The organism is Streptomyces sp. NPDC002499 (assembly GCF_053595415.1).
Genome location: NZ_JBSFXO010000009.1, coordinates 319,600 through 339,569, shown reverse-complemented (window position 1 = coordinate 339,569; position 19,970 = coordinate 319,600). Strand labels below are relative to the sequence as shown.

Here is a 19,970-nt window from a genome sequence, read left to right as displayed (position 1 = left end):
CCGGCGAGGGCCCGCGGAGGCGAACCAGCGGCACGGGTGTCTCAGGGTGCGAGCGCCGCCGTACGCCTCAGTGCGCGCCACCCATGTTGAGCACCACGACCCCGACGATGATCAGCGCGATCCCGGCCGCCTTGGTCGCCGTCATCCCCTCACCCAGGAACAGCATGCCGATGGTGGCGATGGCCGCGGTGCCGATCCCGGACCAGATCGCGTAGGCCGTGCCCACCGAGACGGTCTTGAGGGTCTGCGCGAGCAGCAGGAAGGAGACGACGTACCCGAGGACGGTCAGCAGCGAGGGCAACAGCCTGCTGAAGCCCTCGCTGTACTTCATGGCGGTCGTGGCGCCCACCTCGGCGGCGATCGCCGCGCCGAGCAACAGGTATCCCATGCGTACGAGCGTACGTACCGGTCCGCCGCTTCCCGACCCTGCCCCGGCCTCCCGACTCTGCCCGGGGTCACGCCCCTGCCCCGGTCACGGCTTGCGGGCGAGGCCTCCGTGTTCGCCGATGACCTTGGGCTCCGGGGTGGTGGTGTCCGGCCGCCAGAGCGGGACGGAGACGACGCCGGGCTCCAGCAGTTCCAGGCCGTCGAAGTAGGAGGTGATCTCCTCGACCGTGCGCAGGTTGTAGGGGACCGCGCCGCTCTCGTTGTACGCGTTCTGGGCCTGCTCGAAGACGGGGTCGATGCCCGCCGAACCGTCGTTGATGGAGAGGTAGCTGCCGGACGGCAGCGCGCTCATCAGATCGGTGACGATCGACTTGGCCTGCTCGTAGGTGGCGACGTGCCCGAGGATGTTGCTGAGGATCAGCGCGGTCGGCCGGGACAGGTCCAGCGTCCGCGCGGCCGCCTCCAGGATGCGGGGGGTGTCCGTCACGTTCGCGTCGATGTAGTCGGTGACCCCCTCGCGCGTCGAGTAGAGCAGCGCGTGCGCGTGGGCGAGGACCATCGGGTCGTTGTCGACGTAGACGATCCGGGCCTCGGGGGCGATGCGCTGGGCGACCTGGTGGGTGTTGTCGGCGGTCGGCAGGCCGGTGCCGACGTCCAGGAACTGCCTGATGCCCGCTTCGGCGACCAGGTACGTGATGTTGCGGGCCAGGAAGGCGCGGCTGCTGCGGGCGATGGTGACGATGCCGGGGAAGACGTCCGTGTAGGCGTCGCCGGCCATCTCGTCGACCGGGTAGTTGTCCTTGCCTCCCAGCCAGTAGTTCCAGATCCGTGCCGAGTGCGGCACCGACGTGTCGATCTTCTGGGAGTCCGCGGATCCGGGGGTGGTGGCCTTGTCGGTCATGGGAGGCGTTCCGTCTTTCGGCAGGGCGTGGGCCGTGGGCAGAGGCAGGAGCGGTGCTGTTCAGGGGCAAGGCTGGTTCAAGGCACAACATATGCCGCAACGGGCCTGGCGTGTACAGCGGTTCAAAACAGAGGGAGGTTCAATATTCATAGAAACCGCTCCCTGAAACGGTTCCCGGGCGCCTCACCACTCCACTAGGGTTTCACCGGTCACTCACCTCACCCTCACACCCCCGGCCGCCGCCTTTGGCGCCGCTGGAGGAACAGCGCATGCCAGAAAACACCCCCCGGCCCCCGCGGAACCAACCCTGGGAGAACGGCTGGGCCCCCGACACCTCACGGACCCCCGGCACCCGAAGACTCTGGCTGGCCGGCGTGCTGGCCCTGGCCACGGTCATCACCTGCGTGATGGCGATAGCCTTCATGAAGAAGGCTTCTGACGGGCCGTCACGAGCCGCGAGGTCGCCGGTCCCGTCCGCCAGCACCGCGACCGAACCGGGGCTGATCACCTTCGCCTCGCCCTCCGACACCGGTGCCTCGGCACCCGGCGGCAAGGTCGGCCAGTCGACCGCGCGGAGCACGCCCACCGCACCCGCCTCCCCGCCCCCGGCCGGCGGCGCGAACCCGTCCAAGTCGCCGACGCACAAAGCGACTTCGTCCAGCAAGCCGAAACCCAAGGGCACCTGGAAGTCCGTCCGCTCGGTCAACTACCCCGACCGCTACTGGCACGTGAGCGGCGACTACGTGAAGCTCGACCCGATCACCTCGGCCGCCGACCGCCGCAACGCCACCTTCAAGCTGGTCAAGGGCCTTGCCAAGGCCGATTGTTACTCGTTCGCCACGGCCGACGGCACCTACCTGCGCCACCGCGACTTCGTGCTGCGCGCCGAGCGCAACGACGGCTCGGCCCTCTTCAAACAGGACGCGACCTTCTGCCGCCGCGCTTCCTCGATCACCGGCGCGATCATGCTGGAGTCGGTGAACTACCCCGGCCGCTTCCTGCGCCACGAGAATTTCCAACTCGTCCTGGACAGCGGCTACGGCCACCAGCGCTCGTCGTCGCAGTACCAGGCCGACTCGGCGTTCCTGCTGGTGGACGGGCTGGCCTGACACACCGGACAGCGAGACGGCCACACCCCGAGGGATGTGGCCGTCTTCCGTGTCTGCGCCGAGTGTCACCCTCAGACGTTGAACCCCAACGCCCGAAGCTGCTCCCGCCCGTCGTCCGTGATCTTGTCCGGACCCCACGGCGGCATCCAGACCCAGTTGATGCGCAGCTCGTTGACGAGGCCGTCCGTGGCGGACTTGGCCTGGTCCTCGATGACGTCGGTCAGCGGACAGGCCGCCGAGGTCAGCGTCATGTCGATGGTCGCGATGTTGGCGTCGTCGATGTGCACGCCGTAGATGAGGCCGAGATTGACGACGTCGATACCCAGTTCGGGGTCGACCACGTCGAGCAGGGCCTCGCGGACCTCCTCCTCGGAGGCGGGCTTGATCTCGATGGTCTCGCTCATGCCGTCTTCCTTTCGGCTTCGGCTCCGCCCAGGGCCTGGGCCGTCGCGTCCTTCCACGCCATCCAGCTCAGGAGGGCGCACTTCACCCGTGCCGGGTACTTGGAGACACCGGCGAACGCGATCGCGTCCTCCAGCACCTCCTCCATCTCGTCGTCGGGCTCGATGCGGCCCTTGGACTGCATCAGCTCCAGGAAGGTCTCCTGGATCCGCCGGGCCTCGGTCAGGTCCTTGCCGACCAGCAGGTCGTTGAGGACGGACGCGCTGGCCTGACTGATCGAGCAGCCCTGGCCCTCGTACGAGACGTCCTCGATGGTCGAGCCGTCGTACTTCACTCGGAGGGTGATCTCGTCGCCGCACGTCGGGTTCACGTGGTGCACCTCGGCGTCGCCATCCCGCAAGCCCCGGCCGTGCGGGTGCTTGTAGTGGTCCAGGATGACTTCCTGGTACATCGAATCCAGCTTCACGATCCAGCCAGCCCCTCAGCCGAAGAAGTTCCGTACGTGCTCCAGTCCGTCGACCAGTGCGTCGATCTCGGCCGGCGTGGAGTACAGATAGAACGACGCTCGCGTGGTCGCAGGAATTCCGTACCGCAGGCAGACCGGCCGTGCGCAGTGGTGGCCGACCCGGACCGCGATGCCCTCCTCGTCGAGGACCTGACCCACGTCGTGCGGGTGGATGTCGCCGAGCGTGAAGGAGATCGCCGCGCCCCGGTCCTCGGCCGTGGTCGGGCCGATGATCTTCAGGTCGGGGACGTCCAGCAGGCGCTTGACCGCGTACTCCGTGAGCGCGTGCTCATGGGCGAGGATCTTGTCCATGCCGATCGCGGAGAGGTAGTCGATCGCCGCGCCGAGGCCGACCGCCTGCGCGATCGGGGGCGTACCCGCCTCGAACTTGTGCGGGGCGGGAGCGTACGTCGACGAGTGCATCGACACGGTCTCGATCATCTCGCCGCCGCCGAGGAACGGCGGGAGGTCCTCAAGGAGCTCCTGGCGGCCCCAGAGGACGCCGATGCCCGTCGGGCCGCACATCTTGTGGCCGGTGAAGGCCACGAAGTCGGCCTGGAGCGACTGGACGTCCAGCGGCATGTGCGGCGCGGCCTGCGAGGCGTCGATGCAGACCAGCGCGCCGACCTCCTGCGCACGGCGCACTATCGCCTCGACCGGGTTGACCGTGCCGAGGATGTTCGACACCAGCACGAAGGAGACGATCTTCGTCTTCTCGGTGATGATCTCGTTGATGTTCGACAGGTCGAGCCGGCCGTCGTCGGTCAGGCCGAACCACTTCAGCTTCGCGCCCGTGCGCTGCGAGAGCAGCTGCCACGGCACGATGTTGGAGTGGTGCTCCATCTCCGTGATGACGATCTCGGTCTCGTGGTCCACGCGGTAGGGCTCGTCGGCCCAACCCAGCATGTTCGCCACGAGGTTGAGCGACTCGGAGGCGTTCTTGGTGAAGATCACCTCGTCGCGGGAGGGCGCGTTGATGAACTCGGCGACCTTGTCGCGCGCGCCCTCGTACAGCGCCGTGGCCTCCTCGGCGAGCACATGCACACCGCGGTGGACGTTGGCGTTGTAGCGCTCGTAGTACTCGTTCAGGGCGTCGAGCACCTGGCGCGGCTTCTGCGAGGTCGCCGCGTTGTCCAGGTACACGAGCTTCTTACCGTCGTGGACCGTGCGGTCCAGGATGGGGAAGTCCTTGCGGATCGCCTCGTCGAGCAGCTGGGAAGTACCCGTGAGGAGGCCCGGCGTCTGTGTCACGCTGATACGCCACCCTTCGTGTAGACCTCGTAGCCCTCGTTCTCCAGCTTGTCGGCCAGCTCGGCGCCGCCGGACTCGACGATCCTGCCGCCGGAGAAGACGTGCACGAAGTCGGGCTTGATGTAGCGCAGGATGCGCGTGTAGTGCGTGATCAGCAGGGTGCCGACCTCACCGGTCTCGCGGACGCGGTTGACGCCCTCGGAGACGACGCGCAGGGCGTCGACGTCCAGGCCGGAGTCGGTCTCGTCGAGGATCGCGATCTTCGGCTTGAGCAGCTCCAGCTGAAGGATCTCGTGGCGCTTCTTCTCACCGCCGGAGAAGCCCTCGTTCACGTTGCGCTCGGCGAAGGTGGGGTCCATGTGGAGACGCTCCATGGTCTCCTTGACCTCCTTCACCCACGTCCGCAGCTTGGGGGCCTCGCCGCGGACGGCGGTGGCGGAGGTGCGCAGGAAGTTGGAGACGGAGACGCCGGGGATCTCGACCGGGTACTGCATCGCCAGGAACAGGCCGGCGCGGGCGCGCTCGTCGACGGACATCTCCAGGACGTCCTCGCCGTCGAGGGTGACGGTGCCGCCGGTGATCGTGTACTTGGGGTGGCCCGCGAGCGAGTAGGCGAGCGTCGACTTGCCGGAGCCGTTCGGGCCCATGATGGCGTGCGTCTCGCCCTGCTTCACGGTGAGGTCGACGCCCTTGAGGATCTCCTTCGTGGCGTTGTCGGCCTCGACGGTGACGTGCAGGTCGTGGATTTCAAGCGTTGCCATGGGTTCCTCAGGACTCCTGGGTGAGGGAGACGAGCACGTCGTCCCCTTCGATCTTTACGGGGTATACGGGGACGGGGCGCGTCGCGGGCAGGCCGGACGGTTTGCCGGTGCGGAGGTCGAACGCGGAGCCGTGCAGCCAGCACTCGATCTGACAGTCCTCCACCTCGCCCTCGGAGAGCGAGACGTTCGCGTGCGAGCAGATGTCGTTGATCGCGAACACCTCCCCCTCGGTCTTCACGACCGAGACCGGCGTGCCGTCGAGCTCCACCCGCTTGGGGGTGTCGTCCTCCAGCTCGCCAAGGCCACAGACGCGTACGAACGTCGAAGAGGAAGAGGCAGTCATCAGACCGACGCCTCCAGCTCCTCGTCGATCTTCTCCAGCAGGCGGGCCTCGATGTCGTCGACACCGATCTGCTGGACCAGCTCGGCGAAGAAGCCACGGACGACCAGGCGCCGGGCCTCGTCGGCCGGGATGCCGCGGGCCATCAGGTAGAAGAGCTGCTCGTCGTCGAAGCGGCCGGTGGCACTCGCGTGGCCGGCGCCGACGATCTCGCCGGTCTCGATCTCCAGGTTCGGCACCGAGTCGACCCGGGCGCCGTCCGTGAGAACCAGGTTGCGGTTCATCTCGTAGGTGTCCGTGCCCTCGGCCGTGGCCTCGATGAGCACGTCACCGATCCACACCGCGTGGGCGCCCTCGCCCTGGAGCGCGCCCTTGTACATCGCGTTGGACTTGCAGTGCGGGGTGTTGTGGTCGACGAGGAGGCGGTGCTCCTGGTGCTGGCCGGAGTCGGTGAAGTACAGCCCGAACAGCTCGGCCTCGCCGCCGGTACCGGCGTAGGCGACGCGCGGGTGCAGCCGTACCAGGTCGCCGCCGAAGGTGACGACGAACGACTTGAAGGTGGCGTCCCGGCCGATCAGCGCGTTGTGCTGGCCGACGTGCACCGCCTTGTCGTCCCAGTCCTGGACGGAGACGACGGTCAGTTTGGCGCCGTCACCGAGGACGTAGTCGACGTTGGCGGCGAGCACGGCGTCACCGGTGTGGTCGATGACGACGACGGCCTCGGCGAAGGCTCCGAGCTCCACGACCTGGTGGCCGTAGGCGACCCCGCCCTCGCCGTGCACGGCGATCCGGATCGGCTCGGCGAGGACCGTCTCCTTGGGGACGGTGATCACGCCGGCCTGCTCGAACGCCGAGTACGCCTGGGCGGCGACGCGGTCCACGGGGGTGCCCGCCTTGCCGAGGCGCGCGTCGTCGCGGCCGACGGTCTCGACGGTGACGCCCTCGGGGGCGACCACGTCGACCTTGACGCCGGTGCCGGTGGCGACCGCGGTGCCGTCGTGCAGCCCGCGCAGCCGCTCCAGCGGCGTGAACCGCCACTCCTCCTCGCGACCGTGGGGGACCGGGAAGTCCGCCACGTCGAAGGACGGGGGCGCGCTCATGCGCGTGGCGACGGTCGACTCGGCGGCCACCGCGATCGATCCGGCGGTGGTGGAGGACCCCACCGTGGAGTTCTGAGCCTCAGCCATGGCTGTCGTAGTGCTCGCTTTCTGATGTCAGGACGTGTGCGGGCCGGTGGCCGGGATCAGCCGACCGAGCCTTCCATCTGCAGCTCGATCAACCGGTTGAGTTCGAGGGCGTACTCCATCGGCAGCTCCTTGGCGATCGGCTCGACGAAGCCGCGCACGATCATCGCCATCGCCTCGAACTCGCTCAGACCGCGGCTCATCAGGTAGAAGAGCTGGTCCTCGGAGACCTTGGAGACGGTCGCCTCGTGGCCCATGGACACGTCGTCCTCGCGGACGTCCACGTACGGGTACGTGTCCGAGCGGGAGATCGTGTCGACGAGCAGCGCGTCGCACAGCACGTTCGACTTGGAGCCGTGGGCGCCCTCGCCGATCTCGACGAGACCGCGGTAGGACGTACGGCCACCGCCGCGCGCCACCGACTTGGAGACGATGTTGGAGGAGGTGTTCGGCGCCATGTGGACCATCTTGGAGCCGGCGTCCTGGTGCTGGCCCTCGCCCGCGAAGGCGATGGAGAGGGTCTCGCCCTTGGCGTGCTCGCCCATCAGGTAGACGGCCGGGTACTTCATCGTCACCTTGGAACCGATGTTGCCGTCGATCCACTCCATGGTCGCGCCCTCGTAGGCGACGGCGCGCTTGGTGACCAGGTTGTAGACGTTGTTCGACCAGTTCTGGATGGTCGTGTAGCGGCAGCGGGCGCCCTTCTTCACGATGATCTCGACCACCGCGGAGTGCAGGGAGTCCGACTTGTAGATCGGCGCCGTACAGCCCTCGACGTAGTGGACGTAGGCGTCCTCGTCGACGATGATCAGCGTCCGCTCGAACTGGCCCATGTTCTCCGTGTTGATGCGGAAGTAGGCCTGGAGCGGGATCTCGACGTGCACGCCCTTCGGCACGTAGATGAAGGAACCGCCGGACCACACGGCCGTGTTGAGCGACGCGAACTTGTTGTCGCCGACCGGGATGACGGTGCCGAAGTACTCCTTGAAGAGCTCCGGGTGCTCCTTCAGCGCGGTGTCGGTGTCCAGGAAGATGACGCCCTGCTCCTCCAGGTCCTCGCGGATCTGGTGGTAGACGACCTCGGACTCGTACTGGGCCGCGACGCCCGCGACGAGGCGCTGCTTCTCCGCCTCGGGGATGCCGAGCTTGTCGTACGTGTTCTTGATGTCCTCGGGCAGGTCCTCCCAGGACTCCGCCTGCTTCTCCGTGGAGCGCACGAAGTACTTGATGTTGTCGAAGTCGATGCCTGAGAGGTCGGAGCCCCAGTTCGGCATGGGCTTCTTCTCGAACAGGCGCAGGCCCTTGAGGCGGAGCTTGGTCATCCACTCCGGCTCGCTCTTCTTGCCGGAGATGTCCCGGACGACGTCCTCGTTGATGCCGCGCTTGGCGGAGGCACCGGCCACGTCGGAGTCGGCCCAGCCGTATTCGTACGTACCCAGACCCTCGAGCTCGGGGTGGGCAGTCTCCTCGATGGGGAGCGTCATGCGGGGTTCCTCCCGGCGGTACGTGCAGATGCGTTCTGGCTATGGAGTTGCGTCTTGGAAATCTTTGGGATGAACGTCGTGCAGACGCCGTCGCCGTGCGCGATGGTCGCCAGCCGCTGGACGTGGGTTCCGAGCAGTTGGGAGAAGATCTCCGTCTCCGCCTCGCAGAGCTGTGGGAACTTCTCCGCGACGTGGGCCACCGGGCAGTGGTGCTGGCAGAGCTGCTCACCCTGTTGCGGGAGGGGCGCGCTGCGCGCCGTAGCAGCGTACCCGTCCGCGCTCAGCGCCCTGGCCAGGGCCTCGGTCCGCTCCTCGGGGGCGGCGGCCTCGATGGCCGCGCGGTAGGCGGCGGCCTGCTCGGCGATCCGCGCGCGGGCGAAGGCGACGACCGCCTCGTCCCCGCCGAACCGCTCCTGGATCCAGCGCAGGGCGTCCGCGGCCAGCTTGTCGTAGGACTGGTCGAAGGCGTCCCGGCCGCAGTCGGTGAGGGCGAAGACCTTCGCGGGGCGTCCGCGGGTCCGTGCCCCGTAGACCCGCTGCTCGCGGGCCTCGACGACCTCGTCGGCGACCAGGGCGTCCAGGTGGCGCCTGACGGCGGCCTGGGTCAGCCCGAGCCGCTCGGCGAGCGCGGCGACGGTCGACGGGCCGTGGTCCAGGATGGATCGCGCGACGCGGTTGCGGGTGGACCGCTCACCGGTCGCGAGCTCCTCCTGAGGGGCCCCCGTGGGGGTCTCCCGAGCCTCGCCGACGTTTTTCACAACGCCATTGTTGCGTAATTCCTCAGGACCGGGCAACCCACGTCCGGGCCGATGGGCGGTGCCCTGCGTCACTTAGGCATACCTAATCTGACCTGCGAAAACGATCTTTGATCGATCAGGCGCGGTCAATTCGGTGGCGCCGCCGGACCCCGTGCGCGACACTCCGGAACCATGGCGATACCCCCTCCGACCGGCCCACTTGTCACCCGCGACACAGTCGCCGCACAGCTGCGCCTGCTGGGTGTCGAGACCGGCGAGACCCTCCTCGTGCACTCCTCCCTCAGCAGCCTCGGCTGGGTCTGCGGGGGTGCCGTGGCGGTCGTCCAAGGAATTCTCGACGCGCTCGGTCCGGGCGGCACTCTGGCCGTCCCCACCCAGTCCGGCGACCTCTCGGACCCGGCGCTGTGGGGAAATCCGCCGGTGCCGGAGGAGTGGTGGGAGCGGATCCGGTCCTCGATGCCCGACTACGACCCGCTGATCACACCCTCGCGCGGGGTGGGCGTGATCCCGGAGACCGTACGACGCTGGCCGGGCGCGTTGCGCAGCGCGCACCCCCAGACCTCGTTCGCGGCGCTCGGCCCGAGGGCCGCGCGGATCGTCGACGGCCACGCGCCGGACTGCCGGCTCGGCGAGCGCAGCCCGCTGGCGCGCCTGGAGGAGCTGGACGCGCGCGTGCTGCTGCTCGGGGCCGGCTACGACACGTGCACGAGCTTCCACCTCGCCGAGTACCGCATCCCGTCCCCGCTGGTCCGGGTCGGCCGGCCGGCGCCGGGCGGGGGCTGGGAGACGGTGACCGAGGTGTCGATCAGCTCGGAGCGGTTCGACGAGCTGGGCCACGACTTCGAGCGCGACCGGCCCGTCGTACGGGGGACGGTGGGCGCCGCCGACGCGCGGCTGTTCCCGGTCGCGGACGCGGTGGCGTACGCCGAGCGGTGGCTCGCGCTGCACCGGCCGCGCGAGGAGGAGCTGCCGATGGGCGGAGATCCGGTGGGTGGAGATCCTGCACCCGCCCGTCCCGGGCGCGGACCGCGTACCTAGACTCGCCATCATGCGAAGTGAGCCCGTGGTCCAGGTTCAGGCCCTGGTGAAGCGGTACGGCAGCAAAACCGCTGTGGACGGCCTCGACCTGACGGCCCAGGCGGGCGTGACCGCCGTACTCGGCCCGAACGGCGCGGGCAAGACGACCACGGTCGAGACCTGCGAGGGGTACCGGAAGCCGGACTCCGGCACGGTGCGCGTCCTGGGCCTCGACCCGGTCCGTCAGGCCCGTGAGCTGCACCCCCGGATCGGCGTGATGCTCCAGTCCGGCGGGGTGTACTCGGGTGCGCGGGCCGACGAGATGCTGCGGCACGTGGCGAAGCTGCACGCCGATCCGCTGGACGTGGACGCCCTGATCGAGCGGCTCGGCCTCGGCGGCTGCGGCCGTACCACCTACCGCCGGCTCTCCGGCGGCCAGCAGCAGCGGCTCGCCCTCGCGATGGCGGTGGTGGGCCGCCCGGAGCTGGTGTTCCTGGACGAGCCGACCGCGGGTCTGGACCCGCAGGCCCGGCACGCGACCTGGGACCTGGTCCGCGACCTGCGCACGGACGGCGTCTCGGTCATCCTCACCACGCACTACATGGACGAGGCCGAGCAGCTCGCCGACGACGTGACGATCATCGACGCCGGCCGGGTCATCGCCCACGGCTCCCCCGAGGAGCTGTGCCGCGGCGGCGCCGAGAACACCCTGCGCTTCACCGGCCGCCCGGGCCTCGACGTCGGCTCCCTGCTCAAGGCCCTGCCCGCCGACTGCACGGCCGTCGAACTGACGCCGGGCTCCTACCGCGTCGGCGGCAAGGTCGACCCGCAGCTGCTCGCGACGGTGACGTCCTGGTGCGCACAGCACGGGGTGATGCCGGACCGCATCTCGGTGGAGCGCCACACCCTGGAGGACGTCTTCCTGGAACTGACCGGCAAGGAGCTGCGTTCGTGAGTGTCGGTACGTACACGCCGAGGCCCGGCGCCGCCCCGCTCCCCCGCATGATCGCGGCCCAGGCGGCCCTCGAAACGAAGATGCTGCTGCGCAACGGCGAACAGCTGCTGCTCACCGTCGTGATCCCCACCCTCCTGCTGGTGCTGTTCAGCGCGGTGGACATCGTCGACACGGGCGCCGGCAAGTCCGTGGACTTCCTCGCCCCCGGCATCCTCGCGCTCGCCGTCATGTCGACCGCCTTCACCGGCCAGGCCATCGCCACCGGTTTCGAGCGCCGCTACGGCGTCCTGAAGCGGCTGGCCTCCTCCCCTCTCCCGCGCTGGGGCCTGATGACCGCGAAGACGCTGTCGGTGCTGGTCACCGAGGTCCTCCAGATCGTCCTGCTGACGGTGATCGCCTTCGCGCTCGGCTGGTCCCCGCACGGCAACCCGGCGGCCGTCCTGCTCCTCCTCGTCCTGGGCACGGCGGCCTTCTCGGGCCTCGGCCTGCTGATGGCCGGCACCCTCAAGGCGGAGGCGACGCTCGCCGCCGCCAACCTGGTCTTCCTGCTGCTGCTCGTGGGCGGCGGCGTGATCGTGCCGATGGACAAGTACCCGCAGGGCGCCCAGGACGTGCTGGGCCTGCTCCCCATCTCGGCCCTCTCGGACGGCCTGCGGGACGTGCTCCAGCACGGCGCCGGCACACCGTGGGGCGACCTGGGGATCCTCGCCGTGTGGGCGGTCGTGGGTCTCGCGGCGGCCGGCAGGTTCTTCCGCTGGGAGTGAGCACAGGCGTGACCACGGGCGTGACCATGGGCGTGAGCAGGACCACCCGCGTCAGGCCCCACCCTCGTGAAAGCGTGCACAAGCGGCGCCCTACGATGGTGCGCGTGCCGAACCTGACCCTCGCCGACGTTCTCCCCGCCGCGCGCAACCCCCTCGCCTTCATCGCCGCACGCTGGACACCGACCCCTCGGACGGTCCGGCGGGCGGCCCTCGCCGCCCTCGTCATGTCGGTGGTGATCGTGGTCACCGGCGGCGCGGTGCGGCTGACCGGTTCCGGGCTCGGCTGCCCGACCTGGCCCAAGTGCACCGACGACTCGCTCACCACCACCGGTGCGATGGGCGTGCACGGTGTGATCGAGTTCGGCAACCGCATGCTGACCTACGTGCTGTGCGCGGCCGTCGGCTGGGCGATCATCGCCGCCCGCTCCGAGAAGCCGTACCGGCGCTCGCTCACCCGGCTCGGCTGGGCGCAGTTCTGGGTCGTGATGAGCAACGCGATCCTCGGTGGCATCGTGGTGCTGGTCGGCCTCAACCCGTACACGGTCGCGGCGCACTTCCTGCTCTCCTCCGGTCTCATCGCGGTGGCCACCTTGATGTGGCAGCGCACCCGCGAGGGCGACGGCGAGCCCCGTCCGCTGGTCGGCCAGCCGGTGCGGCAGATGGTGTGGTTCCTGGTCGCCGCCGCCGTGCTGCTGATCGCGGTGGGCACGGTGGTGACCGGCTCGGGGCCGCACGCGGGCGACTCCAGCGAGGTCGAGCGGATGCCGCTGGACTGGGAGACGGTCAGCAAGCTGCACGCGGTGCTGGCCTGGATCGTGGTCACGCTGACCTTCGCCCTCTGGTTCGTCCTCAAGGCGGTCGACGCCCCCCAGGGCCCGCTGCACCGCACCCGCGACCTGTTCCTGGTCCTGCTCTCCCAGGGCGTCATCGGCTACGTCCAGTACTTCACCGACCTCCCCGAGTTCCTGGTCGGCCTGCACATGCTCGGCTCGGCCCTGGTGTGGATCGCGGTGCTGCGCGTGCTGCTCGCGATGCGCGAACGCCCGCAGACGGAGGTCGAGTTGCCGGATCAGGCGTACGCGGACACCAGTCCGTCGATCGCCGGTCCCAGGTAGCTCCGGGTCAACTCGCCCCGCCGTACCGCCCACTCCTCGGTGACGGGCACCGGCCGCTCCTCGTACCGCCGTCGTCTGATGTCCTCCACCACCTCGACGGGCGCGCCCAGTTCGGGCAGCAGGTCGAGCGCCTCGCGCTTGGTGATCAGCCGCCCGTCCTTCAGCGTGGCGCTCGCACGGGCGAAGGTCGTCATCCCGACGTCGACCCACGGATCCTCGGTCCACTGCCGCGCCCGCTCCACGTTCGGCCGCCAGAACTCCCGCTGATCACGCACGACGAAGTCGGCCAACTCCCGGTCCGACACCGCCGGAAGCAGATCCGCGGGCGCGAGCCCGTGCAACACCCGGCCGAAGGCGTGCAGTTCACGACGGGTGACCGGGGTGACGGGCCGCCGCATCAACTGATCGTGGGCCCAGGTGAGATGCGAGCGATCGGCGTCGGCGGTCGGCGCGGGCGTCAGATAGCTGCAGTGCAGCTTGACGGCCAGCGGTTCGGCCGCGCGCAGGCGCGGGTGCAGCGTCGCGATCCGCCATACGGTGCCCAGGGCCGCGGGACGGTCGAGCACCGCGATCAGGTCCAGGTCGCTGCGGCCCTCCTGGTAGTCGCCGCCCGCGAGGGATCCGTGCGCCCACACGGCGATGGGGCGCAGCGGGGTCAGGTCGTCGAGGAAACGGTCGAGCAGAGCGTCGGTCGTCGTCACCCCGACAGTCTGGACAGCTCGGTCCGGTCCGTACACCCCTAGCGCCCCAGCCGACCTGACTCCCCCGCTCGTGCCCCCGCTCACTCCAGCCCGTACACCCTCCGCGCGTTCCCCGCCGCGACCATGCCCGCCACCCGCTGCGCGTCCGCCAGTGACCACGCGCCCTCGGCGACCCAGCCGCCCAGGACCCGGCCGAGGGCCTCGCGGAAGAGGCGGGCGGCCACCACGTGGAGTTCGGGCAGGCCGTGGGCGCCGCTGGAGAAGAGGATCTTGCCGAAGGGGGTCAGCTCCAGGATCTCGGCGAGGATCGTCGCGGCGCGGGCGCCGGTGCGTACGAGGGCGGCGCCGGAGTCGGCGTACACGTGCGGGAAGACGCCGGCGAGGTGGGCGGCGTGGCGGTGGTACGGGTAGCCGTGCAGGAGGACCAGGTCGGTGCCCAGGCCGGCCGTGGCGCGGACGAAATCCGTCAGCAGCACCGGGTCCGTGCGGTCGATGCGGGCCCCCGGCTCCCCCAGCCCCGCGTGCAGTTGGAGCGGGAGCCCCGAGGCGACGGCGATCCACAGCAGGTGGCGCAGCAGGACCGGATCGCTCAGCTCACCGCCGACCCGGCGGCCCGCCAGCCACCGTCCGGCCGCGCCCCGCACCTCGCCGGGTCCCGGCGGCTCGGGCGCCAGCGCCAGTCCGTGCCGCAGCCCCGCGACCGAGGTGAAGGCGACCGCGTTCGCGGCGGCGCCGTGCACCGACTCGGCGAGGTTGGCGAGGAAGGACTCGACGGTGCCCGAGGTGTCGGCGACCTGCTCGGCCAGTAACTCCAGACGGACGATCTCGCGGGCCTCGGCGGCCCCGGCCGAGGCCAGTTCGTCGGGGCAGGTGAGGTCGCCGGGCAGTCCGGTGTCGACCAGGTAGGTGGTGATGCCGCTGCCCCGCAGCAGCCTGCGGCCCGCTTCCAGCACGCCCAGTTCGCGGCGCCGGGCGAGATAGCGGGCGGGCGGGCAGTGCGGTTCCAGACCGAGCAGCGGCGGACACCACCGGCGTACGGCGAAGCCCGTCTGGGTGTCGAAGAGGGTGGTGCCGGGGGCGGGCGGGCCCTCGGTACGGGCGAGTTGGGCCTCGAAGGTGCCCAGGCCCAACTCCGTTCTGAGGACACCGTGGCAGTACTGGTCCACGAGGGACGGCGTTTCGATCATCCGGACTCCCCGTACTGGACCGTGCACTCCGTACAGGTCCTAACGGGTGAACCGGCTGCGAGGTGTTGCTGGGACACACCCCGTGCGAATCACCGAAGGGCGTCAGCCGTTGCGCGGGCCGCCGACCTGGATCCCCGCCATGCGGGTCCACTCGTACGGACCCGTCTTCACCTTGGCCGCGAACTCGCCGTCGAAGGACTCGTGGAGGGTGAGGCCGGACTTCGCCACGGCCTGCTCGGCGAGTTCGTAGGAGGTGACCACCAGGTCGCCCCAGCCGCCGTCCTCGCCGACGAGCACGATGCGGGCGCCCCGCTCGCCGATGTAGGCCACCTGGGCCTCGGCACCGCCGTGCGCCTTGGCGAAGGCGTCGATCCGCTTGGCGAGCTTCGCGACCTTGCGCTCGGCCTTCGCGTCGGCCTGCTGGGTGTCTTCCTGCTGCGTGTCTGCCATGGCCAGGATGCTACTCACCGGTAGATCGACAGGCGAGGGCAGGGCTCTGTGACGTACGTCAGTGCGTACGTCAGTACGGGCGCCCGGCGCGGGCGTCAGCGCAGGAAGGGGTCCACCGCGATCGCCACGAACAGCAGCGAGACGTAGGTGATGGACCAGTGGAACAGCCGCATCTCCTTGAGCTTGCCGCCCGTCACCTCGGCCTTCGCCCGGTTCTGCAGGCCGTGCGCCTCCCACAGCCACCAGCCGCCCGCCACCAGGGCGACGGACGTGTAGAACCAGCCCGTGTAGCCGAGGGGGGTGAGGAGCAGGGAGACGGCCACCATCACCCAGCTGTAGATGACGATCTGCTTGGCGACGACCTTGTTGGAGGCGACGACCGGCAGCATCGGCACGCCCACGCGCGCGTAGTCCTCCTTGACCTTCATGGACAGGGGCCAGTAGTGCGGCGGCGTCCAGAAGAACATGACGAGGAAGAGGATGACCGGCGCCCACGACATGGAGTTGGTGACCGCGGACCAGCCGATCAGCACCGGCATGCAGCCGGCGATGCCGCCCCACACGATGTTCTGCGAGGTACGGCGTTTGAGGATCATCGTGTAGACGACGACGTAGAAGAGGAGCGCCCCGAGGGAGAGCCAGGCCGACAGCCAGTTGACGGCCAGGCCGAACAGCAGGGTGGAGACGATCGCGAGGGAGATGCCGAAGGCGAGGCACTCGCGGGGGCTGACCATGCCGGTGACCAGCGGGCGCTGCGAGGTGCGGTCCATCAGGGCGTCGATGTCGCGGTCGATGTACATGTTCAGCGCGTTGGCGCCGCCCGCCGAGAGGTAGCCGCCGAGGCAGGTCAGCAGCACCAGGGTCAGATCGGGCACGCCCTGCTGGGCGAGGAACATCACCGGAACGGTGGTGATGAGCAGAAGCTCGATGATCCTCGGCTTGGTCAGCGCCACGAACGCCTTGACACGGGCCCCGAACGGCCGGTGACTCGGGCTCTGGCTCGCACCGAGCACCCCCGCTGGACGGGATTCGACGGCCGTCACGCACACCCCTACAGAGACATCCCAGCAGACCTCTCCCGTGTGAAGTCCCGGTAAAGGCCCGCGCGTACCACGCCACTCTAGACGTTGCCCATACCCCGGAACTCGCGGGGGTCGGGTCGTGTTGGGAGGGGTCCCCCACCAGGCGCGCAGGGGCCTCTCATCGGTCTTCCGGAAGATCGCACGACAGCTCGATTGAGCAGTCGGACGAACGGTTCCGTATTCAGGTTCCGAATGCGATCCGGACCAGTCGGGAGGCGGATCCTCCATAGTCCCGGCAGTCTGGAATGACTCGAAAAAATGCACGTTCTTACAGGGGTAGGCTCGACAACGGCCGGTGGGCGCCCCCGTGCACCGGCATTCGACTGCACCGGCATTCGACATGTGTGACATGTGGAGAGGAGCCCTGACCCAGGGTGAGCACCAAGCCGACCACAACAGACCTCGAGTGGACCGAGTTGGACCAGCGGGCCGTGGACACCGCCCGCGTCCTGGCCGCCGATGCCGTACAGAAGGTCGGCAACGGCCATCCTGGTACGGCGATGAGCCTGGCTCCTGCCGCGTACACCCTGTTCCAGAAGGTGATGCGGCACGACCCGGCCGACCCCCAGTGGGTCGGGCGCGACCGTTTCGTGCTGTCCGCCGGCCACTCGTCCCTGACCCTCTACACGCAGCTCTACCTGGCCGGCTTCGGCCTGGAGCTGTCCGACCTGGAGTCCTTCAGGACCTGGGGTTCCAAGACCCCCGGGCACCCGGAGTACGGCCACACCAAGGGTGTCGAGACGACGACCGGCCCGCTGGGCCAGGGTGTCGCCAACGCCGTGGGCATGGCCATGGCCGCCCGCTACGAGCGCGGCCTGTTCGACCCGGACGCGCCGCAGGGCGAGTCCCCCTTCGACCACTTCATCTACGCGATCGCCGGTGACGGCTGCCTCCAGGAGGGCATCTCCGCCGAGGCGTCCTCGATGGCCGGCCACCAGGAACTGGGCAACCTGATCCTGCTGTGGGACGACAACCACATCTCGATCGAGGGCGACACCGAGACGGCCGTCTCCGAGGACACCGTCAAGCGCTTCGAGGCGTACGGCTGGCACGTGCAGCGTGTCGCCCCGAAGCCGGACGGCGACATCGACCCGCACGCGATCTACAACGCCATCGAGGCCGCGAAGAAGGTGACGAACAAGCCGTCGTTCATCGCGATGCGCTCGATCATCGCCTGGCCCGCGCCGAACGCGCAGAACACCGAGGCCGCGCACGGCTCGGCGCTCGGTGACGACGAGGTCGCGGCCACCAAGCGCGTCCTGGGCTTCGACCCGGAGAAGTCCTTCGACGTCTCCGACGAGGTCCTCAAGCACACCCGTCAGGCGCTGGACCGCGGCCGCGAGGCGAAGGCCGCGTGGGACCCGTCGTACCAGCAGTGGCGCACCGCCAACCCGGAGCGGGCGGCCGAGTACGACCGCATCGCCAAGGGCGAACTGCCCACGGGCTGGGAGGAGAAGCTCCCGGTCTTCGAGACGGGCAAGGGTGTCGCCACCCGTGCCGCGTCCGGCAAGGTGCTCCAGGCGCTCGGTGCCGTGATCCCCGAGCTGTGGGGCGGCTCCGCCGACCTGGCCGGCTCGAACAACACGACCATCGACAAGAACAGTTCGTTCCTGCCGGCCGACAACCCGCTGCCGGAGGCGGACCCTTACGGGCGCACGATCCACTTCGGCATCCGCGAGCACTCGATGGCCGCCGAGATGAACGGCATCACCCTGCACGGCAACACCCGTGTCTACGGCGGTACGTTCCTCGTCTTCTCCGACTACATGCGCAACGCGGTACGGCTGTCGGCGCTGATGCACCTGCCGGTGACGTACGTGTGGACGCACGACTCCATCGGTCTGGGTGAGGACGGTCCGACCCACCAGCCGGTCGAGCACCTGGCCTCGCTGCGCGCCATCCCGGGCCTGAACGTGGTCCGTCCGGCCGACGCCAACGAGACCGTGATCGCCTGGCGCGAGGTGCTGCGCCGCTACACCAAGGTCTTCGGCGAGGGCGCCCCGCACGGTCTGGCGCTGACCCGCCAGGGCGTGCCGACGTACGACGCCAACGAGGACGCGGCCAAGGGCGGTTACGTCCTGTTCGAGGCCGACGGCGGCACCCCCGAGGTCATCCTCATCGCCACCGGTTCCGAGGTGCACGTCGCCGTCGAGGCGCGCGAGCAGCTCCAGGCGGACGGGGTGCCGACCCGGGTCGTGTCCATGCCGTGCGTGGAGTGGTTCGAGGACCAGGACCAGGGGTACCGGGACAGCGTGCTGCCGCCGAGCGTGCGCGCACGGGTCTCGGTGGAGGCGGGCATCGGCCTCACCTGGCACAGGTTCGTCGGGGACGCCGGTCGCATCGTTTCCCTGGAGCACTTCGGTGCTTCGGCCGACGGAAAGGTCCTCTTCCGCGAGTTCGGCTTCACTGCCGAGAACGTGGCTGCCAAGGCCCGCGAGTCCATCGCCGCCGCCCAGCGCTGACGCCCACATACGACACGTAGGAGAGTAATTCCATGACAGACGCACTCAAGCGCCTCTCCGAGGAGGGCGTCGCGATCTGGCTGGACGACCTGTCGCGCAAGCGGATCACGTCCGGCAACCTCGCGGAACTGATCGACCAGCAGCACGTCGTGGGCGTCACCACCAACCCGACGATCTTCCAGAAGGCGATCTCGTCGGGCGACGGCTACGACCAGCAGCTGTCGGACCTCGCCGCGCGCAAGGTCACCGTCGAAGAGGCCATCCGCATGATCACCACGGCGGACGTCCGCGACGCCGCCGACATCCTGCGCCCGGTCTACGACACCACCGACGGCCAGGACGGCCGCGTGTCGATCGAGGTCGACCCGCGCCTGGCGCACAACACCAAGGCGACCGTCGCCGAGGCCAAGCAGCTGGCCTGGCTGGTCGACCGCCCCAACACCCTGATCAAGATCCCGGCCACCAAGGCGGGTCTGCCGGCGATCACCGAGGTCATCGGCCTCGGCATCAGCGTGAACGTGACGCTGATCTTCTCGCTGGAGCGCTACCGCGAGGTCATGGACGCCTACCTGGCAGGCCTGGAGAAGGCCAAGGAGCGCGGCCTGGACCTGTCACTGATCCACTCGGTGGCGTCCTTCTTCGTGTCCCGCGTGGACACCGAGATCGACAAGCGGCTGAACGCGCTGGGCACCGACGAGGCGCTGGCGCTGCGCGGCAAGGCCGCCGTCGCCAACGCTCGCCTTGCCTACCAGGCGTACGAAGAGGTCTTCTCCACCGCTCGCTGGAGCACCCTGGAGAGCGCGGGCGCAAACAAGCAGCGTCCGCTGTGGGCCTCGACCGGTGTCAAGGACCCGGCCTACAAGCCGACCCTGTACGTCGACGACCTGGTGGCGCCGAACACGGTGAACACCATGCCGGAGGCGACGCTCCAGGCCACCGAGGAGCACGGCGAGATCACCGGCAACACGATCTCCGGTACGTACGTACAGGCCCGCGCCGACCTCGACGCCGTCGAGAAGCTCGGGATCGCGTACGACGACGTGGTCCAGGTCCTGGAGGACGAGGGCGTCGAGAAGTTCGAGGCGTCCTGGACCGACCTGCTCGACTCGACCGAGGCGGAGCTCCAGCGTCTCGCCCCCTCGGAGGGCTGAGGTC

Annotated in this window: 21 protein-coding genes; 7 read left to right on the top strand and 14 right to left on the bottom strand. The window is 69.4% G+C overall.

The genetic code is table 11. The annotated features are described in order from the left end of the window. Positions 1–67: 67 nt before the first annotated feature. Together ACWD5F_RS26800 and ACWD5F_RS26795 are read right to left on the bottom strand one after the other, a co-directional pair. Complete coding sequence (locus ACWD5F_RS26800; protein WP_401728048.1) at positions 68–388, bottom strand: DMT family transporter; 321 nt, start codon at positions 386–388, stop codon at positions 68–70. Between the two features lie 84 nt (positions 389–472). After that, a complete protein-coding gene (locus ACWD5F_RS26795) occupies positions 473–1,288 on the bottom strand; it encodes an SAM-dependent methyltransferase (RefSeq protein WP_451258020.1) in 816 nt (271 codons plus the stop codon). A gap of 269 nt (positions 1,289–1,557) precedes the next feature. Here ACWD5F_RS26795 and ACWD5F_RS26790 point away from each other — a divergent pair, with 269 nt between their 5' ends. Continuing rightward, on the top strand, positions 1,558–2,397 hold the full coding sequence (locus ACWD5F_RS26790; RefSeq protein WP_451258018.1) for an AbfB domain-containing protein: 840 nt from the start codon (positions 1,558–1,560) through the stop codon (positions 2,395–2,397). A 71-nt stretch (positions 2,398–2,468) separates the two neighbouring features. Here ACWD5F_RS26790 and ACWD5F_RS26785 read toward each other — a convergent pair whose 3' ends face one another. Genes ACWD5F_RS26785 through ACWD5F_RS26750 form a run of 8 tightly spaced genes read right to left on the bottom strand, consistent with a single transcriptional unit; the run spans position 2,469 to position 9,082 of the window. Continuing rightward, positions 2,469–2,801, bottom strand: coding sequence for a metal-sulfur cluster assembly factor (locus ACWD5F_RS26785; protein WP_019067540.1), 333 nt, complete (start codon positions 2,799–2,801; stop codon positions 2,469–2,471). Next, a complete protein-coding gene (gene sufU / locus ACWD5F_RS26780; RefSeq protein ID WP_401728054.1) occupies positions 2,798–3,265 on the bottom strand; it encodes a Fe-S cluster assembly sulfur transfer protein SufU in 468 nt (155 codons plus the stop codon). Before sufU ends, ACWD5F_RS26785 begins: the two co-directional genes overlap by 4 nt. Before the next feature lie 15 nt (positions 3,266–3,280). Beyond that, a complete protein-coding gene (locus ACWD5F_RS26775) occupies positions 3,281–4,555 on the bottom strand; it encodes a cysteine desulfurase (RefSeq protein ID WP_451258017.1) in 1,275 nt (424 codons plus the stop codon). Continuing rightward, positions 4,552–5,316 carry a Fe-S cluster assembly ATPase SufC gene (sufC, locus tag ACWD5F_RS26770; protein ID WP_451258015.1) on the bottom strand — a complete coding sequence of 255 codons (765 nt, stop codon included), beginning with the start codon at positions 5,314–5,316 and terminating at the stop codon, positions 4,552–4,554. The genes ACWD5F_RS26775 and sufC overlap by 4 nt, the downstream gene beginning before the upstream one ends. A gap of 7 nt (positions 5,317–5,323) precedes the next feature. Then, positions 5,324–5,659 carry a non-heme iron oxygenase ferredoxin subunit gene (locus ACWD5F_RS26765; RefSeq protein ID WP_451258013.1) on the bottom strand — a complete coding sequence of 112 codons (336 nt, stop codon included), beginning with the start codon at positions 5,657–5,659 and terminating at the stop codon, positions 5,324–5,326. Continuing rightward, positions 5,659–6,843, bottom strand: a complete 1,185-nt coding sequence (gene sufD / locus ACWD5F_RS26760; protein ID WP_401728061.1) for a Fe-S cluster assembly protein SufD — start codon at positions 6,841–6,843, stop codon at positions 5,659–5,661. Before sufD ends, ACWD5F_RS26765 begins: the two co-directional genes overlap by 1 nt. Before the next feature lie 56 nt (positions 6,844–6,899). Continuing rightward, positions 6,900–8,324 (bottom strand): Fe-S cluster assembly protein SufB, encoded by a 1,425-nt coding sequence (gene sufB / locus ACWD5F_RS26755; RefSeq protein ID WP_124004476.1) that lies wholly within the window; start codon positions 8,322–8,324, stop codon positions 6,900–6,902. Next, positions 8,321–9,082, bottom strand: a complete 762-nt coding sequence (locus ACWD5F_RS26750) for a helix-turn-helix transcriptional regulator (protein ID WP_401728063.1) — start codon at positions 9,080–9,082, stop codon at positions 8,321–8,323. The genes sufB and ACWD5F_RS26750 overlap by 4 nt, the downstream gene beginning before the upstream one ends. 171 nt (positions 9,083–9,253) lie before the next feature. Between ACWD5F_RS26750 and ACWD5F_RS26745 the strand changes: the two genes are divergently transcribed. The 4 genes from ACWD5F_RS26745 (at position 9,254) to ACWD5F_RS26730 (ending at position 12,933) form a co-directional block, all read left to right on the top strand. Then, positions 9,254–10,120: an aminoglycoside N(3)-acetyltransferase gene (locus tag ACWD5F_RS26745; protein WP_451258010.1), complete on the top strand. Its 867-nt coding sequence runs from the start codon at positions 9,254–9,256 to the stop codon at positions 10,118–10,120. Positions 10,121–10,130: 10 nt separating this feature from the next. Then, the gene (locus ACWD5F_RS26740; protein ID WP_401728067.1) at positions 10,131–11,054 is read left to right on the top strand and encodes an ABC transporter ATP-binding protein; all 924 of its coding nucleotides are present in this window, start codon (positions 10,131–10,133) and stop codon (positions 11,052–11,054) included. A 47-nt stretch (positions 11,055–11,101) separates the two neighbouring features. Beyond that, positions 11,102–11,818, top strand: coding sequence for an ABC transporter permease (locus tag ACWD5F_RS26735; RefSeq protein WP_451258286.1), 717 nt, complete (start codon positions 11,102–11,104; stop codon positions 11,816–11,818). A 95-nt stretch (positions 11,819–11,913) separates the two neighbouring features. After that, positions 11,914–12,933 carry a COX15/CtaA family protein gene (locus tag ACWD5F_RS26730; protein ID WP_451258008.1) on the top strand — a complete coding sequence of 340 codons (1,020 nt, stop codon included), beginning with the start codon at positions 11,914–11,916 and terminating at the stop codon, positions 12,931–12,933. Here the strand turns inward: ACWD5F_RS26730 and ACWD5F_RS26725 are convergent. From ACWD5F_RS26725 to ACWD5F_RS26710, 4 genes are all read right to left on the bottom strand, one after another. Continuing rightward, positions 12,888–13,670 (bottom strand): nucleotidyltransferase domain-containing protein, encoded by a 783-nt coding sequence (locus ACWD5F_RS26725; protein WP_451258006.1) that lies wholly within the window; start codon positions 13,668–13,670, stop codon positions 12,888–12,890. The two genes, ACWD5F_RS26730 and ACWD5F_RS26725, sit on opposite strands and share 46 nt — an antisense overlap. A gap of 44 nt (positions 13,671–13,714) precedes the next feature. Continuing rightward, positions 13,715–14,821: an amidohydrolase family protein gene (locus ACWD5F_RS26720; RefSeq protein ID WP_401728073.1), complete on the bottom strand. Its 1,107-nt coding sequence runs from the start codon at positions 14,819–14,821 to the stop codon at positions 13,715–13,717. A 102-nt stretch (positions 14,822–14,923) separates the two neighbouring features. After that, entirely contained in the window at positions 14,924–15,271 is a 348-nt protein-coding gene (locus ACWD5F_RS26715) for a hypothetical protein (protein ID WP_451258004.1), read from the bottom strand. A 95-nt stretch (positions 15,272–15,366) separates the two neighbouring features. After that, a complete protein-coding gene (locus ACWD5F_RS26710) occupies positions 15,367–16,320 on the bottom strand; it encodes a heme o synthase (protein ID WP_451258002.1) in 954 nt (317 codons plus the stop codon). Positions 16,321–16,727: 407 nt separating this feature from the next. On the opposite strand from ACWD5F_RS26710, the gene tkt reads away from it, so the two are divergent. Continuing rightward, the gene (gene tkt / locus ACWD5F_RS26705; RefSeq protein WP_451258000.1) at positions 16,728–18,815 is read left to right on the top strand and encodes a transketolase; all 2,088 of its coding nucleotides are present in this window, start codon (positions 16,728–16,730) and stop codon (positions 18,813–18,815) included. Positions 18,816–18,847: 32 nt separating this feature from the next. After that, positions 18,848–19,966: a transaldolase gene (gene tal, locus ACWD5F_RS26700; RefSeq protein ID WP_451257998.1), complete on the top strand. Its 1,119-nt coding sequence runs from the start codon at positions 18,848–18,850 to the stop codon at positions 19,964–19,966. Positions 19,967–19,970 lie beyond the last annotated feature (4 nt).

Bases quoted from the DNA above. Each gene is read 5' to 3' on its own strand.
- ACWD5F_RS26720 (WP_401728073.1), bottom strand. From the start codon at position 14,821: ATGATCGAAACGCCGTCCCTCGTGGACCAGTACTGCCACGGTGTCCTC.
- sufD (WP_401728061.1), bottom strand. From the start codon at position 6,843: ATGGCTGAGGCTCAGAACTCCACGGTGGGGTCCTCCACCACCGCCGGA.
- ACWD5F_RS26765 (WP_451258013.1), bottom strand. From the start codon at position 5,659: ATGACTGCCTCTTCCTCTTCGACGTTCGTACGCGTCTGTGGCCTTGGC.
- ACWD5F_RS26715 (WP_451258004.1), bottom strand. From the start codon at position 15,271: ATGGCAGACACGCAGCAGGAAGACACCCAGCAGGCCGACGCGAAGGCC.
- ACWD5F_RS26795 (WP_451258020.1), bottom strand. From the start codon at position 1,288: ATGACCGACAAGGCCACCACCCCCGGATCCGCGGACTCCCAGAAGATC.
- ACWD5F_RS26800 (WP_401728048.1), bottom strand. From the start codon at position 388: ATGGGATACCTGTTGCTCGGCGCGGCGATCGCCGCCGAGGTGGGCGCC.
- ACWD5F_RS26790 (WP_451258018.1), top strand. From the start codon at position 1,558: ATGCCAGAAAACACCCCCCGGCCCCCGCGGAACCAACCCTGGGAGAAC.
- ACWD5F_RS26735 (WP_451258286.1), top strand. From the start codon at position 11,102: ATGATCGCGGCCCAGGCGGCCCTCGAAACGAAGATGCTGCTGCGCAAC.
- ACWD5F_RS26740 (WP_401728067.1), top strand. From the start codon at position 10,131: ATGCGAAGTGAGCCCGTGGTCCAGGTTCAGGCCCTGGTGAAGCGGTAC.
- ACWD5F_RS26785 (WP_019067540.1), bottom strand. From the start codon at position 2,801: ATGAGCGAGACCATCGAGATCAAGCCCGCCTCCGAGGAGGAGGTCCGC.
- sufC (WP_451258015.1), bottom strand. From the start codon at position 5,316: ATGGCAACGCTTGAAATCCACGACCTGCACGTCACCGTCGAGGCCGAC.
- sufB (WP_124004476.1), bottom strand. From the start codon at position 8,324: ATGACGCTCCCCATCGAGGAGACTGCCCACCCCGAGCTCGAGGGTCTG.
- ACWD5F_RS26730 (WP_451258008.1), top strand. From the start codon at position 11,914: ATGGTGCGCGTGCCGAACCTGACCCTCGCCGACGTTCTCCCCGCCGCG.
- tal (WP_451257998.1), top strand. From the start codon at position 18,848: ATGACAGACGCACTCAAGCGCCTCTCCGAGGAGGGCGTCGCGATCTGG.
- ACWD5F_RS26745 (WP_451258010.1), top strand. From the start codon at position 9,254: ATGGCGATACCCCCTCCGACCGGCCCACTTGTCACCCGCGACACAGTC.